The sequence below is a fragment of the Nocardiopsis sp. NPDC055551 genome (genome assembly GCF_053619415.1).
This window is the reverse complement of sequence record NZ_JBSHJJ010000005.1, coordinates 144,276-160,035: the sequence shown is the minus strand read 5'-3', so window position 1 is coordinate 160,035 and position 15,760 is coordinate 144,276. Positions and strand designations below refer to the sequence as shown.

Genomic DNA, 15,760 nt, shown 5'->3' with positions numbered 1-15,760 from the left:
TCCACTATCCCGGAGGCAGCAAGTTCCGAACAGATGCACGTCCCATAATTTTGCCAATTCTTGATGCACATTCAAACACCGAATCGGCAATTAGGAACGATCATCCCCAGTAACACATAAGGCCATTAACACAACAGAAAGGCCGCCCCGACCAGAGATCGATTAACGAAATCTGGACGGAACGGCCCCGTACCACCGGCCCGGAGTCAGTTCTCCAGGTCGATCTGGCGGACTATGTCCGCCTCGATCTCCGCGCCGATCGAGGTCAGGATCTCGTCCGGCACCGCGGAGTCGACGGTCAGCGCGATCAGCGCCTTGCCGCCCTCCTTGTCCCGGATGACCTGCATGCCCGCGATGTTGACCTCGGAATCACCGAGCAGCGCGCCGACCTTGCCGACGATGCCGGGGCGGTCCTCGTAGGAGAGGAACACCATGTGCTCGTCGAGGCCGATCTCCATCGTGTAGTTGTTGATCTCCACCAGCTTCTCGGTCTGACGGGGACCGGTGAGGGTACCGGAGACCGACACCCGGGTGCCGTCGGCCAGCACACCGCGCACCGAGATCAGGTTGCGCCAGTCGCTGCTGTCGTCGCTGGTCACGAGGTTGACCTCGACCCCGCGCTCCTTGGCCAACAACGGCGCGTTCACGAACGTCACGGTGTCCTCGACCACGTCGGTGAACACACCCTTGAGCGCGGCCAACTCCAGCACCTTCACGTCGTGCTGGGCGATCTCGCCCCGTACCTCGACGTCGATGCGGGCGGCGAGCGCGCCGGCCAGCGACGTGAACACCCGACCCAGCTTCTCGGTGAGCGGCAGACCCGGCTTGATCTCCTCGGCCACGCCGGTGCCCTGCACGTTCACCGCGTCCGGCACGAACTCGCCCGACAGGGCCAGCTTCACCGAACGGGCGACCTGGGTACCGGCCTTCTCCTGCGCCTCGGAGGTGCTGGCGCCCAGGTGCGGGGCCACCACGACGTTCTCGAACTCGAACAGCGGGCTGTCGGTGGTCGGCTCCTTGGCGAACACGTCGATGCCCGCGCCGGCCACGCGCCCCTCCTTGATGGCCCGGTACAGGGCGTCCTCGTCGAGGATGCCGCCGCGCGCGGCGTTGATGACCCGGACCGAGGGCTTGACCTTGGACAGCGCCTCGTCGCCGATGAGGCCCAGGGTGTCCTTGTTCTTGGGCAGGTGGATGGTGATGAAGTCGGCGCGCGCCAAGAGGTCGTCGAGCGTGGTCATCTCCACGCCGATCTGCGCGGCGCGGGCCGGCTGCACGAACGGGTCGTAGGCGATGACCTTGGTGCCGAACGCGAGCAGGCGCTGGGCGACCAGCGCGCCGATACGGCCGAGGCCGACCACGCCGACGACCTTCTCGTACAGCTCCACACCCGTGTACTTGGAGCGCTTCCACTCACCGTTGATGAGGGCGTTGTGCGCGGGGGCGGTGTTACGGGCGCTGGCCAGCAGCAGGTTGATGGCCTGCTCGGCGGCGCTGATGATGTTGGAGGTGGGGGCGTTGACGACGAGCACGCCGGCCTTGGTGGCCGCGTCCACGTCGACGTTGTCCAGGCCCACACCCGCGCGGGCCACGACCTGGAGGCGATCGGCCGCGCCGACGGCCTCGGCGTCCACCTGGGTCGCGCTGCGCACGATCAGGGCGTCGACGCCGGTCAGGGCGGGAAGGAGCAGGGACCGGTCCGCACCGTCCACATGACGGACTTCGAAGTCCTCTTCGAGAAGCGCGATTCCGGCGGGTGAGAGCTTTTCCGCGACGAGTACGACGGGTTTGGGCACAACGGTTCCTTTTCAGGTGGTGCGACCCGATCGCGCAGGTGGAGGCGCTGCCCGAATCGGGTGTGACGGCCGATCCAAAGTCTACCTGTGGGGTAGGGAAGCCCACTGGGCAAGGGGCGGAAAAAGGGGGGAAAGATGTCTCACCTTCCCCCCTCGATCACGAATCCCGTGAGCTTCAGGCCTTGAGCCAGCTCATCAGCGGACGCAGCTCGGCGCCCACCTTCTCGATCTGCTCGGCCTGCTCGGCCTCACGACGCTTGGTGAAGGTCGGCTTGCCGTTGTCGAACTCGTCCATGAGCTCCTTGGCGTAGGTGCCGTCCTGGATCTCGCCGAGGATCTTGCGCATCTCCTCGCGGGTCTGCTCGGTGATCAGACGCGGGCCACGGGTGTAGCCGCCGTACTCGGCGTTGTCCGAGATCGACCAGTTCATCTTGGAGATGCCGCCCTCGTACAGGAGGTCGACGATCAGCTTCAGCTCGTGCAGGCACTCGAAGTAGGCGATCTCCGGCTGGTAGCCCGCCTCCACGAGGGTGGCGAAACCGGCCTTGACCAGCTCCTCCGTGCCACCGCACAGCACCGTCTGCTCACCGAACAGGTCGGTCTCGGTCTCCTCGGTGAAGGTGGTCTTGATGACGCCGGCCTTGGTGCCGCCGATGCCCTTGGCCCAGGACAGGGCCAGGTCCCAGGCCTGTCCGCTGTCGTCCCTCTCGACCGCGACCAGGCAGGGCACGCCGCGCCCGGCCTCGTACTGGCGACGGACCAGGTGGCCGGGGCCCTTCGGGGCGACCATGGCGACGTCGACACCCTCGGGGGCCTTGATGAGGCCATAGCGGATGCTGAAGCCGTGCGCGAAGAACAGCGCGTTGCCGGCTTCAAGGTTGGGGGCGATCTCCTCGGTGTAGAGGTCACGCTGGATGTGGTCGGGGACCAGGATCATGATGACGTCGGCCTCGCGGGTGGCCTCCGCGGGGGTGAGGACGCGCAGGCCCTCCTCCTCGACCTTGGCGCGGCTCTTGGAGCCTTCGGCCAGACCGATGCGGACGTCCACGCCCGAGTCCCGCAGCGACAGCGCGTGCGCGTGACCCTGGCTGCCGTAACCGATCACGGCGACCTTCTTGCTCTGGATGAGCGCGAGGTCCGCGGCGTCGTCGTAGTACATCTCTGCTGCCACTTGGGATTACTCCTTGTTTCTGCGTTCTCGGGGGCTCAGGCGCTGCGTTCGATCGCTCGCAGGGAGCGGTCGGTGATCGAACGCGGTCCCCGGCCCAGGGCGACCAGCCCTGACTTGACCAGTTCCCTGATTCCGAAGGGTTCCAGATTCTTGACCAGGGCATCGAGTTTCTCGGGGTCGCCGGTGGCCTCGATGACGACGACGTCCGGGCTGACGTCCACGACATGCGCGCGGAAGAGCTCGGCCGTCTGAAGCACATGGGTGCGGCTGTTCGCGTCGGCCTTGACCTTGATCAAGAGCAGCTCGCGCTGCACCGACGCGGTGGTGTCCATCTCCACGATCTTGACGACGTTGACCAGCTTGTTGAGCTGTTTGGTCACCTGCTCCAAAGGGTGGAGGTCGCAGTTGACCGCGATCGTCATCCTGGACAGACCGGGGTACTCAGTGGTGCTGACACTGAGTGAGTCGATGTTGAACCCACGACGGGAGAAGAGAGCGGAGGCTCGGGCGAGGATGCCCGGGGTGTCCTCCACCAGAACGGAAAGCGTGTGACTGCTCATGCTTGTTCGGCCTTCTCCTAGTCCTGGTGTTCCCAGTTCGGCGCCATGTCCCGCGCGTACTGGATGTTGTCGTTGCTGACGCCGGGACCGACCATCGGCCAGACCATGGCGTCGTGGTTGACGGTGAAGTCGACGACCACGGGGACGTCGTTGATCGACATCGCCTTCTCGATGGTGGCGTCGATGTCCTCGGGGCGTTCGCAACGCAGTCCGACACAACCGTAGGCCTCGGACAGGCGCACGAAGTCCGGAATCCGGACCTTCTCGTCCTTCGGTGAGGTCTGCAGGTCGGTGTTGGAGTAGCGGCCCTCGTAGAACAGGGTCTGCCACTGGCGGACCATGCCCAGGTTGCCGTTGTTGACGATGGCGACCTTGATCGGGATGCCCTCGACGGCGCAGGTGGCGAGTTCCTGGTTGGTCATCTGGAAGCAGCCGTCACCGTCGACCGCCCAGACCACGCGGTCGGGGTCGCCGGCCTTGGCGCCGAGGGCGGCCGGGACGGAGAAGCCCATGGTGCCCAGACCACCGGAGTTGACGAAGGAGCCGGGGCGCTCGTAGTCGATGAACTGCGCGGCCCACATCTGGTGCTGGCCGACGCCCGCCACGTAGGTGGCCTCGGGGCCCACGACCTGGCCCAGGCGCTCGATGACGGCCTGCGGCGACAGGGAGTCGTCGTCGGGGACGTCGTAGCCCTTGGGGTAGGTGGTGCGCAGCTGGTTCAGCCGGTTCCACCAGGCCTCGTAGTCGCCCTGGCGGCCCTTCTCCTGGTCGGCGCGCACGGCCACGACCATATCGGCGAGGACCTCTCGGGCGTCGCCGACGATGGGAACGTCCGCGTGCCGGTTCTTGGAGATCTCGGCGGGGTCGATGTCGGCGTGGACGACCTTGGCGTCGGGGGCGAAGCTGTCCAGCCGGCCGGTGACGCGGTCGTCGAAGCGAGCGCCCAGGGCGAAGATGAGGTCGGCCTGCTGCAGCGCTCCGACGGCGGCGACGTCGCCGTGCATGCCCGGCATGCCCACGTACTGCGGGTGCGAGTCGGGGAAGACACCGCGGGCCATCAGGGTGGTGACCACGGGGACACCGGTGAGTTCGGCCAGGACCCGCAGTTCGGCGGCGGCGTTGGCGCGCAGGACCCCTCCGCCCACATACAGGACGGGGCGCTTGGCCTCGGCGATCATCCGGGCGGCCTCGCGGACCTGCTTGCCGTGCGGCTTGGTGACCGGGCGGTAGCCGGGCAGGTCCAGGCGCTCGGGCCAGACGAACTCGGCGGCGGCCTGTAGGGCGTCCTTGGAGATGTCGACCAGGACCGGACCGGGGCGACCGCTGGAGGCGATGTGGAAGGCCTCGGCGATGGTGCGCGGGATGTCGCGCACGTCCTTGACCAGGAAGTTGTGCTTGGTGATCGGCATTGTGATGCCGCAGATGTCGGCTTCCTGGAAGGCGTCGGTGCCGATCATCGGGGCGGCGACCTGGCCGGTGATGGCGACCATCGGGACGGAGTCCATGTGGGCGTCGGCCAGCGGCGTGACCAGGTTGGTGGCACCTGGACCGCTGGTGGCCATACAGACCCCGGGGCGTCCCGTGGCGTAGGCGTAGCCCTCGGCCGCGTGCCCCGCCCCCTGCTCGTGGCGCATCAGGATGTGGCGCACCTTGGCCGAATCGTAGAGGGGGTCGTACGCGGGGAGGATGGCGCCGCCGGGAATCCCGAAGACAGTGTCAACGCCGACGTGCTCCAGCGACCTGATCAGCGATTGGGCGCCGGTCATCTGCTCGGTCATCTCAAGATCCTTCAGCGATGTCCAGAGCGGCGGTGGGGCTCTGGAAGTGGTGGTTTCCGGTCTCATGGCCTGGTGCGGCAATAAAAAAACCCCCACCGCCCGGTGGCGGTCGAGGGGTGGCGCGCAGCAGAAGAAACTCAGTGGGCTGCGCGCCGACCAAGTACGAGAATCAGGAGGTTGTTCTGCACGCTGTCAACATTGGCCGAAGGGGCCCGTTCGCGTCAACCGATTCCACGTATTGTCTCACCATGCAAGACGCCGATTTCAGCATCCGGCGAGACTCGCACCACCGAGAAACGCCCTGGCCTGCATATATACACGAAGGACCCCTGCCGCGTGTAACACAGAACACGTGACAGGGGTCGGACACATCCACCCCGAGCCGGACTTAACAGTCCATCTCGGACTACTCCCCGAAGAGGTCCTCGACCCGCTCGGCGTGTGCCGCCTTGCGCAACATCGCGTCCAGAACGGCGATGTCGGTGGTGCCGGTGATCCGTTCCCGAGCCGCCTCGGACACCTTGATCTCCCTGGCCTCAAGAAACCCGAGCAACGCCTCGACACGGCCCTCGACACGCCCCTTCTCCTTCCCTTCGCGGAAAGGGCGCCCGATCAGTTCGGTCTTGAACTCGTAGTCCTTCAGCATGATGAGCTTCTCCAATACCGCGGGGGCCGCGGCCGACAGGGCCGCGAGCACATAGTCAGAGTACAGCGAGCTGGACGAGTCATCGAGGCTGTTCAACGCCGCCACCAGCGCGTTCAACGCCGCCTCGTCCTCGGTCGGGTTGTTGGCCAAGGCCAGGATGGTCAACACCGGTCGGGCCACGGCCGCGTCGGGATCGGTGACAGGGGTGAGGGTGTCCAGCGCCAACGTCAGGGGACGGATCTCGCCGCACCCCAGTTCGATCGGTTCGGCGAACCGCCGCGCCAAGGACGACGTGGGCGTGAGCGCGAGCAGGACCACCGGGCATTCCAGCCGTAGCCGGGTGTTCGCCACGTAGGCGGGCCACCGGTAGTACTTGCGACGGTCGGGCCGGTTCTGGGGTTCGACGATGATCCCCAGAACCGGGATCGGCCCGTCCTGTTTCTCGTGCGGGTAGGGCGGCCGTTCGCAGACCACCACCGAATCCGAGGTCAGGTGAGTCAGCGCCGTGCTCGTGGCCTCGGCGGAGTCGCAACGGACACGGGTGAACTCCGGCAACGGCTTACCGGTGATCTCCTTGAGGAGTTCGACCACAGACGCGGGATCGTTGCGGATCAGGTCGAGTGGGAACTCGTGCTGATGAGAGGGCATGCCGGAAAATTAGCGCCCATATCCGCGTCTCCGCAGGTGAACAGCGCTACATCCGGTTTGGTGGTGGTTCGTCCTACAGGTTGACGCCGGCTTCGCCACCGACGAGGGACTCCACGCCGCTCGCGGGCATCGGGCGGGCCACCAGGAAACCCTGGCCGTGGTCGCAACCCATCACCCGCAACTGCTCCAGCTGCTCGGGGCGTTCGATGCCCTCGGCGACCACCTGGACGCCCAGGTCCCGTCCCAGTTGGACGATCGTGTGGGTGAGCAGGGTGACCGTGTCATCGCGGCCCAGGTCGGCGATGAACGAAGGGTCGATCTTGATGGCGTCCACGCTCAACTCCCGCAGGTGCGCCAGAGACGCGTACCCCATGCCGTAGTCGTCGATGGCCAGCCGAACACCCAGGCCGCGGAGCTCGCCGAGGCGCTCCACCGCGTCACCCTGGTCGTCGAGGAGGACCTCCTCGTCCACCTCCAGGGTCAGCACCTCCGAGGACAGGCCCGTCTCGTCGAGGACGCCCTCCACGGCGCGCACGAAGCGGGGCGACAGCACCTGCTTGACCGAGAGGTTCACCGACAGGCCGATGTCCCAGTCCGAGACCCGCCACACGGCGACCTTCTCGCAGGCCTCACGCAGGATCCACTCCCCCAGCGGCACGATCAGCCCCGACTCCTCGGCCGCGCCGATGAACGCGTCCGGGCCGACGACCTCGCCGTCACGGTCCCAGCGCACCAACGCCTCCACCGCAGTGACCTGGGACGTCCCCAGGTCCACGATCGGCTGGTACTCCAGGAAGAACTCACCGTTGCTGAGCGCCTGGCGCAGCCGGATCTGCAACTCCAGCCGGGACACGACCATGTCGTGCATGTGGGCCGCGTAGACCTCGACGTTGCCCGCGCCGCGCTCCTTGGCCCGGGTCATCGCCACGTCGGCGTTGCGCAGCAGCTCACCACTGTCCGTGGAGGGTTCGGCGAAGGCCACCCCGATGCTCGCGGTCAGCAGGATGTCGCGGTCGGCCACCTGGAAGGGTTCGGAGGCGATCACCCGGCCCAGACGTTCGGCCAGGTCCACCACTCGCTGGGCCTTGGGAACGTCCTCGACCAGGACCGCGAACTCGTCGCCGCCCCAGCGCGCCAGGGTGGCGTTGGAGTCCAGCTCACCGCGCAACCGGCGCGCGGCCTGCCCCAGCATGTGGTCGCCCCGCACGTGTCCGGCGGAGTCGTTGACCGCCGTGAACCCGTCCAGGTCCAGGAAGATCACCGCGACGTCGCCGGTGTGCTCGTCGTTGATGGCCCGGTGCGCCAGCACGTCGCTGGCCCTCTCCTCCAGATAGGCCCGGTTGGGCAGGCCCGTCACACCATCGTGGAAGGTCAGGTGCTCCACCTGGTCCTGCAGGGCCACCTGAGCACTGATGTCGCGGGTGGTCACCAGCAGCCGGTCGGGTTCGCCGGGCTGTTCGTAGAGCGAGACGGTGGACTCGGTGTGCCGCCAGGTCCCGTCCGCGGCCCGTACCCGCAACCGCAGGTGCACCCCCTGGCCGCTGCGTTGGCCGAACAGGTCCAGGACGGCGTTGGTGCGCGACAGGTCCTCGGGGTGGATGAGCGTGGTCACCGGCGCGGCGAGCACGTCGTCCAGCCGGTAGCCGAACGCCTCGGCGGTGCCCGGGCTGAGGTAGAACACCCCGCCGTCGCGATCCAGCACCAGGATGACGTCGCCGCTGTTGCGGGCCAGTTCGTTGAAGTGCCCCTCACGGTTTCGGACCATGCGGGTGAGGGTGGCGTTCTCCTCCAACATTCCCAGCACACGCACCACGAGCACGATCACGGCGGTGCCCGCGGCGATCGGCAGGACCGCGGCGACCTCGGACATCCGCAACGCCCCGGCGGTGAGCACGACGGTGGCGGCCAGGACCGAGGCCAGGGCGGCGAACTCGGGGGCGAACCGGTACAGCCCACGTCCGGTGATCCGGCGCGGCTCGGCGCCCGGCCGGTGCTCCACCAGCCACGGAAGCGCGCCCAACAGCGCGAAGCCCAGGAACCGCACCGGCTGTTCGATCCCCCCGGCCACCGGCGGCCCGGTGAGGCGGGTGACCGCGCCGATCATGTCGGAGGCGGCGATGGCGATGAGGGCTCCGGTCGCCACCAGCACCGCGCGCCGGGTGCTGTGCGGCGACATGAACACCAGCGGGATGAGCAGACACAACACCACGATGTCGGCCACCGGGTACACCAGCGCGAACCCGAGCAGCCCCGCCCCTTGGCCCAGCTCCTCGTACAACGGCGAGAACAACAGGACCCACACCACGGAGAACACCGCGGCGGCGCACACGTAGCTGTCGGTGATGTGCCGGATCGCCGTGCGCAGTCCACCCGGCCAAGGCGCGAACTTGGTGAAACCGATCACGAAGAGTGGCAGCGCGACCAAGGCGAACAGGTCGCCCAGGGTGAGGGAGAAGACCGACCCGGCGCTGAACGTCCGGGTGATGGCGTGGGTCAGGGCACCCGCGCACCAGGCCAGGGCCGAGAAGCCGAGGAACCTCAGCGCGGCCGGGCCGTCCGCCCCGTCGACGTGCGCGTCCCGGTCGGCTCCGGTTCGAGCCCAGCGTTTGGCGGCCAACAACAAGGACGCGCCCGCGGCGCCCGCGACCACGGCCCCGGGCCACTGCCCGAGGGAGTCCGCGACCGTGCTCTCCCCCGCCGGGATCAACGTCCCCAGGAGATAGAGGAGAAAGAGCGCGCCCAAACCGAACACCGCAAGCCGGCGTGCCTTGAGACCCATCAGGGGCCTCCCCAACGCCTGGCTCTCTCCTCGGACATGGAGCACCCACCTCGTGTATTTCTCGACTCAGGACGCGGTGGAACGCACGCACCCCATGCATGGACACCCTACGCAACCAAGGTCACACGGCGATTGAGGACCGGCTGAGAGATGGCGACGGAACGGCTACTCTCGGTCACCTCGGTTTCAGGTTCAACCCGTCCCCCGCACCCGCCTCTGACCCCGCTCCTGAAAAGGGATCGGCGCCGCGGGGCCCCTACAGCCCCACGACGCCGCATGAAGCCTGGAAGGCTCCGTGTAAGCCTCGGACCGACACCGTTGCGGGTACCGGGTCCAAGGCGGGAACCTCGGCTCAGCCGGAGAGCTTCTCCAGGATGAGTTCGCGGGCCCGGCCCGCGTCGGCCTGACCACGGGTGGCCTTCATGACAGCGCCGACCAGGGCGCCGGCCGCGGCGACCTTGCCACCGCGCACCTTGTCCGCGGCGTCGGGGTTGGCCGCGATCGCCTCGTCGACGGCCGCACCGAGCGCACCATCGTCGCTGACGACCTTGAGGCCGCGCGCCTCCACCACGGCGTCGGGCTCGCCCTCGCCGGCGAGGACACCCTCGACCACCTGACGGGCGAGCTTGTTGGTGAGCGTACCCTCGGCGACCAGCGCGATGATCCGGGCCACCTGCGCGGGGGTGATGGGCAGCGCGCCCAGCTCCACCTCCTGCTCGGTCGCGCGGCGCGAGAGCTCGTTCAGCCACAGCTTGCGGGCCTCGGCCGAGGGTGCGCCCTCGGCCACGGTGGCCTCCACCAGAACGATGGCGTCGGCGTTGACCAGGTCGCGCAGCTCGGTGTCGGTGAGCTTCCACTCGGTCTTGATCCGGGCCCGCTGGGCGGCGGGCAGCTCGGGCAGGGTGGCGCGCAGTTCCTCGATCCACTCGGCCGACGGAGCGACAGGGACCAGGTCGGGGTCCGGGAAGTAGCGGTAGTCCTGGGCCTCCTCCTTGGAGCGGCCCGAGGTGCTACGGCCCAGCTGCTCCTGGAAGTGGCGGGTCTCCTGGACCACGCGCTCCCCCGCGTCGAGCACGCCGGCCTGACGCTCGATCTCCGATGTCACGGAGCGTTCCACCGAGCGAAGCGAGTTGACGTTCTTGGTCTCGCTACGAGTGCCCCACTTCGAGGCACCGATCTCGTTGATGGACACGTTCACGTCGCAGCGCATGGAGCCTTCCTCCATGCGCACGTCGGAGATGCCCAGGGAACGGACCAGGTCGCGCAGCTCGGCGGCGTAGGCGCGGGCCACCAGCGGGGCGAGCCCACCGGTGCCGGTGATGGGCTTGGTGACGATCTCCAGCAACGGGATGCCGGCGCGGTTGTAGTCCACGTTGGAGTGGCTGGCGCCGTGGATCCGCCCGGTGGAACCACCCACGTGGGAGGACTTGCCGGTGTCCTCCTCCATGTGCACGCGTTCGATCTCGATACGGAACTCGCGCGGGCCGTCGGGGGTGTCGACCGTGACGTCCAGGTGTCCGTCGACGCAGATCGGCTCGTCGTATTGGGAGATCTGGTAGTTCTTCGGCATGTCCGGGTAGAAGTAGTTCTTCCGCGCGAACCTGCCCCATGGGGCGATGGAGCAGTTGAGCGCCAACCCCAGACGGATCGCGCCCTCCACCGCCTTCTCGTTGACCACCGGCAAGGAGCCGGGGAAGGCCAGACACACCGGGCACACCTGGGTGTTGGGCTCGGCACCGAACGCGGTCGGGCATGAGCAGAACATCTTGGAGGCGGTGCCCAGTTCGATGTGGGTCTCCAGGCCGAGCACAGGTTCGTACCTGGTCAGCGCCTGCTCGAAGCTAGGAGTTACCGCGTGGGCCATCGCCGCAAACCCGTTTCAGTAGAGGACATACCTTCCAGGTCAGCCTACCGAGGTCGAGGGGCCCTCTGTGCCCGTTCCCGATCCTCGCGGGACAAACGGATGTCACGGCGAGCGCACGATTGGGCCGCTAAGGAGGAGATCTACCGTCACCCAGGGTGCCGGACCGTTAGTCTTGATTGCCAGGAAACACGAATTCGCCGGTCGGGGCAGGGTCGCCCCAACCGCCCTTCCGCACGGGAGCGCCTGAGCATGTCCGGCATCCTGCGTCGGTGCGCCGCGTTGCTTTGCGCGAGCACGCTGATCGGCGCCCTCTCCACTTCACCCGTCCACGCCGACGGTTTCTCGCGCGTGGACCGCGACCCGATGGCGGGTGCCCCGGTCCTGCTCGAAGACGGCCGGGAACTACAGACGGCCCTGTTCAGCCTGCGTGTGGCCGACGAGGACTCGGTGCGCGCCTACGCGATGATGGTGGACGAGGAGGTGCGCCCGAGTACCGCCTACGTCGAGTCCGCGTGGGCGGACCGCCCGGAGTGGACGGGCACGGCCCGGGAGACGGACCCGGCCGACCGCGCGAACTGGATCGTGCGTCACTCCTACCCCAACCTGCCGCTGACGTCGTTGGCCTCCGAGGCCGGGTTGCCGGTCCTTGAGGAGCACACGGCGATCGCCGCCACCCAGGCCGCGCTGTGGCACGTGTTGGACGACGTGGACCCCGGCACCGAGGGCAACTCCGACGAGATGCTGCACCTTTTCGACCACCTGGTCGAGGGCAGCTCCGCCGCCGAGGGCGGCACGACCGCCCGATCGTTGGAGCTCTCCCCCACCCAGGTGGAGGAGATCGCGCCGGGCGAGCCCTTGGGCCCGTTGACGGTGTCCAGTTCGGGTGAGGGGGATGTGCAGGTGTCCGTGCGCGGCGCACCCGCGTCCTGGCTCGTGGACTCCGCGGGTCAGGAGATCTCGAAGGTCTCCGACGGTGACGAGGTCTACCTCGACGTCGACCCGTCGGTACCGGCCGGGGTGGCCACCCTGCACGCGCGCGGCCCGGGCGTCCCCCTCCCGGAGGGGCGTCTGTTCACCGGCCGCGAGGGGGTGCGCACCCAGCCGCTCATCACCGCGGAACCGGGTACCGCCACCAGTTCCACCACCGCGACGGTCACCTGGCACGCCGAGGAACCCGCCGAGGCCGGTACCACGGACGAGCCGGCGACCCCCGAACCGGAGCCGACGGCCGCACCCGCCGAGGAACCCGCGGACGAACCCGAAGTCATGACCGAGGTCCCGAAAGACGAGGACCGAAACCAGGAGGATGGTCTGGCCCTGACCGGCACCTGGTTGTCGGGGCTCCTGGTCATCGCGGGTGCACTGGTGGTATCCGGCCTGCTCATCCTGGTTCTGGGCCGTAAGCGTCGGGATTAGGCAGCCGAAACAGCCTCACCGCGCCGACCTCGATCTATAACATCTCTCCGCAATCCGGATTTGCCCTGCCCAGATTTGGACTTGCCCGTAATGGGCCACATTTTTCGTGAAGCGGGTTGGAAAGCACGAACCGTCTCGCTAGTATCGGCCGGGCGATCGACGACCCAGGGAGCACGCGGCCCCTCCCGCGTCTGACGGCCCTCCCGGAGAGATCGCTCCCCCTGAATGGCTCCGCGCCCCCTGACCCCGACCGTGGCGTCCATTCACTTCCGCACCGGCGGATCATCCGGTTCACCCCTAATAAGACACCGGGAAACAACTTGAGTAACTTCTCCCTCCCCCGCATCGTCGGCCGCACCGGCCTCGCGGCCTCCGCGGCCGCCTTCCTGGCCTTCGGTCTGGCCGCCCCCGCGGCCGCCGACGAGGTCGAGACCTACGAAGGTTCTGCCGAGGGCACCTACGTCGGCAACGCCGAGAGCGGTCCCAAGGTCCACATGGGCGGCAGCTCGGTCCCGACCAGCCTGTTCAACCTGGAACTGACCGACGGCAGCGTCCTCACGATGTACTGCATCGACTTCCGGACCAACATCGTCGGTCAGGCCGAGTACAAGGAAGACGACTGGGCCGACTACCCGGGCAAGGGCGAGTTCGCCGAGCCCGGCAAGGTCCTGTGGATCCTGCAGAACGCCTACCCGAACACCGACGCCGCCGCCCTCGGTGAGGCCGCGGGTGTCGAGGGTCTGAGCAACGAGGACGCCCTCGGTGCCACCCAGGCCGCCATCTGGCACTTCAGCAACGACATGGACCTCTCCGACGGCAACAGCGAAGCCGTCGTGGCGGTCTACGAGTACCTGACCGCCAACGCCGAGAGCATCGAGGAGGAGCCCGGCGCCGCGCTGAGCATCACCCCGAACTCCGCCGAGGGCACCGCCGGTTCGACCGTCGGCGAGTTCGAGATCTCCACCAACTCCGCGGAGATCCCGGTCACCCTGGACGCCCCCGAGGGTGTCGAGCTGGTCGACGTCGAGACCGGTGAGAAGGTCGACGCCGTCGACAACGGCGACAAGGTCGGCTTCGCCGTGCCCGAGGGCACCGAGCCGGGCGAGGCCTCCTTCTCCCTGGAGGCGACCTCCTCCGTGGAGACCGGCCGTCTGTTCCAGGGCAAGTCCGCCACCGAGCCCACTCAGACGCTGATCACCGTCGACGGTGACGAGACCTCGGTCACCGCTTCGGCCTCCGCCACCTGGGCCGCGGGCGAGACCCCGACCGAGCCGACCCCGACCCCGACTCCGACCGAGGAGCCCAGCGAGCCTGCTCCGACCCCGAGCGAGGAGCCCAGTGAGCCGGGCGACGACAAGCCCACTCCCCCGGCCGAGAGCGACGAGCCCACCCTGCCGGTGACCGGTGGAGCGCTGGCCGGCCTGGTCGCCGCGGGCATCGCCGCCCTCGGTGCCGGTGGTGGCGCCATCTACCTGAGCCGCAAGCGCAAGGCCGGTGCCGGCGACGCCGCTGAGGACACCGACGTGTAACAGCCGACACATCCTTACCAGCCGGTAAGCCGAAGGGGCCCGTTCCAAAGGACGGGCCCCTTCGGTATTATCGGACAGGAACAAATCGGTACTGTTGTGCCACCGGGCTCAAAGAGCCCAAACCCTCTCCGCCCACTCGGGCATCTGTTCTCCTCCCTCCCCGCTGTCGTACACACGTGGCACAACACCTAGCGACAGGACACGACTTGAAGCTCTCCCCCTCCCCCCGCGCCTTCTCCCGCGCGGGTGTCGCGGCCTCCGCCGCCGCGTTCCTCGCCCTCGGTCTGGCCGCCCCCGCCGCGGCCGACAACGGCGACGTGGTGCGCGCTCAGTACACGAGCAACCATCAGTCCGGTGTGACGGTCCACATGGACGGGCGCACCATCGGCACCAACCTGTTCAACCTGGACGTCGAGGCCGGCGGTAAGGCCATCACTTACTGCATCGACATCGAGACCGGTATCCGGTCCGGCGCCTGGTACAACGAGGACGACTGGGCGAACTACCCCGGCAAGGGCGCGTTCGCCGACTCCGAGCCCGGCAAGGTCCTCTGGATTCTCCAGCACGGCTACCCGGCCCTGTCCGGTTCGGAGCTGGCCTCCGCCGCCGACACCAACATCCGAGTCAGCGACGAAGAGGCTCTGGGCGCCACCCAGGCCGCCATCTGGCACTTCAGCAACGGCGCGTCCCTGGACCAGCGCAACAAGCCGGCGGTGAAGGCCGTCTACGACTACCTGGTCGAGAACGCCGAGGAGCTGGCCCAGTCGCCGGCGTCCCTGAGCGTCAGCCCGGACTCGGCCACCGGCAAGGCCGGTGAGACCGTCGGCGAGTTCGTGGTCTCCACCACCGCTTCGGACATCCCGGTCACCCTGGACGCCCCCGAGGGCGTCGAGCTGGTCGACGTCGAGACCGGTGAGAAGGTCGACGCCGTCGACAACGGCGACAAGGTCGGCTTCTCCATCCCCGAGGAGGCGGAGGCCGGCCAGGCGTCCTTCTCCCTGGAGACCACCTCCACCATCCAGCGGGGTCGCCTGTTCAAGGGTGAGGACCCCGACAAGCCGACCCAGACGCTGATCACCGCCGAGGACACCGAGACCTCCGTCCAGGCCGGTGCCGGTGTCGAGTGGGCCGCGGCCGACCAGCCCGCCCCCGAGCCGGAGCCCGAGCCCGAGCCGGAGCCGGAGCCCACCCCGGACGAGACCGACGAGCCGGCCCCCAAGCCGACCCCGACCGACGAGCCGGAAGAGGACGACAAGCCCGCCCCCGGCAAGGAGGACGAGCCCACCCTGCCGGTGACCGGTGGAGCGCTGGCCGGCCTGGTCGCCGCGGGCATCGCCGCCCTCGGTGCCGGTGGTGGCGCCATCTACCTGAGCCGCAAGCGCAAGGCCGGCGCCGCTGACGTCACCGACGCCTAAGCCCGCTTCCCAGGTCGCGAGAAGTGTCCGTTCGGGCGCCGTCAGGCCCTGTTCTCTGGAAACCCGGGGAGGTGCCGGCGGTGGGATAGCACGTTTTTTCGCTATCACACCAGAGGTGCCGAAGGTTCCTGACTTTTTGGGGCGCCCGAACACGCCAA

At 68.1% G+C, this 15,760-nt stretch carries 10 protein-coding genes; 3 read left to right on the top strand and 7 right to left on the bottom strand.

Annotation, left to right across the window (positions count from 1 at the left end; genetic code table 11):
* Positions 1–206 precede the first annotated feature (206 nt).
* From serA to gatB, 7 genes are all read right to left on the bottom strand, one after another.
* On the bottom strand, positions 207–1,796 hold the full coding sequence (serA, locus tag ACWGSK_RS11115) for a phosphoglycerate dehydrogenase (RefSeq protein WP_452455774.1): 1,590 nt from the start codon (positions 1,794–1,796) through the stop codon (positions 207–209).
* Positions 1,797–1,971: 175 nt separating this feature from the next.
* Positions 1,972–2,967 (bottom strand): ketol-acid reductoisomerase, encoded by a 996-nt coding sequence (gene ilvC, locus ACWGSK_RS11110; RefSeq protein WP_452455773.1) that lies wholly within the window; start codon positions 2,965–2,967, stop codon positions 1,972–1,974.
* Between the two features lie 35 nt (positions 2,968–3,002).
* Positions 3,003–3,527 (bottom strand): acetolactate synthase small subunit, encoded by a 525-nt coding sequence (gene ilvN / locus ACWGSK_RS11105; protein WP_358513561.1) that lies wholly within the window; start codon positions 3,525–3,527, stop codon positions 3,003–3,005.
* Positions 3,528–3,544: 17 nt separating this feature from the next.
* The gene (locus ACWGSK_RS11100) at positions 3,545–5,371 is read right to left on the bottom strand and encodes an acetolactate synthase large subunit (RefSeq protein WP_358513559.1); all 1,827 of its coding nucleotides are present in this window, start codon (positions 5,369–5,371) and stop codon (positions 3,545–3,547) included.
* A 340-nt stretch (positions 5,372–5,711) separates the two neighbouring features.
* Complete coding sequence (locus tag ACWGSK_RS11095; protein ID WP_452455772.1) at positions 5,712–6,599, bottom strand: hypothetical protein; 888 nt, start codon at positions 6,597–6,599, stop codon at positions 5,712–5,714.
* 73 nt (positions 6,600–6,672) lie between these two features.
* Positions 6,673–9,378: an EAL domain-containing protein gene (locus tag ACWGSK_RS11090; RefSeq protein WP_452455771.1), complete on the bottom strand. Its 2,706-nt coding sequence runs from the start codon at positions 9,376–9,378 to the stop codon at positions 6,673–6,675.
* Between the two features lie 352 nt (positions 9,379–9,730).
* The gene (gene gatB / locus ACWGSK_RS11085; RefSeq protein WP_358513553.1) at positions 9,731–11,242 is read right to left on the bottom strand and encodes an Asp-tRNA(Asn)/Glu-tRNA(Gln) amidotransferase subunit GatB; all 1,512 of its coding nucleotides are present in this window, start codon (positions 11,240–11,242) and stop codon (positions 9,731–9,733) included.
* A gap of 249 nt (positions 11,243–11,491) precedes the next feature.
* Here gatB and ACWGSK_RS11080 point away from each other — a divergent pair, with 249 nt between their 5' ends.
* The 3 genes from ACWGSK_RS11080 to ACWGSK_RS11070 all read left to right on the top strand — a co-directional run bounded on the left by ACWGSK_RS11080 (position 11,492) and on the right by ACWGSK_RS11070 (position 15,602).
* Entirely contained in the window at positions 11,492–12,658 is a 1,167-nt protein-coding gene (locus tag ACWGSK_RS11080) for a Cys-Gln thioester bond-forming surface protein (protein WP_452455770.1), read from the top strand.
* Between the two features lie 320 nt (positions 12,659–12,978).
* A complete protein-coding gene (locus ACWGSK_RS11075; RefSeq protein WP_452455769.1) occupies positions 12,979–14,187 on the top strand; it encodes a thioester domain-containing protein in 1,209 nt (402 codons plus the stop codon).
* Between the two features lie 206 nt (positions 14,188–14,393).
* Positions 14,394–15,602, top strand: a complete 1,209-nt coding sequence (locus tag ACWGSK_RS11070; RefSeq protein WP_452455768.1) for a thioester domain-containing protein — start codon at positions 14,394–14,396, stop codon at positions 15,600–15,602.
* Positions 15,603–15,760 lie beyond the last annotated feature (158 nt).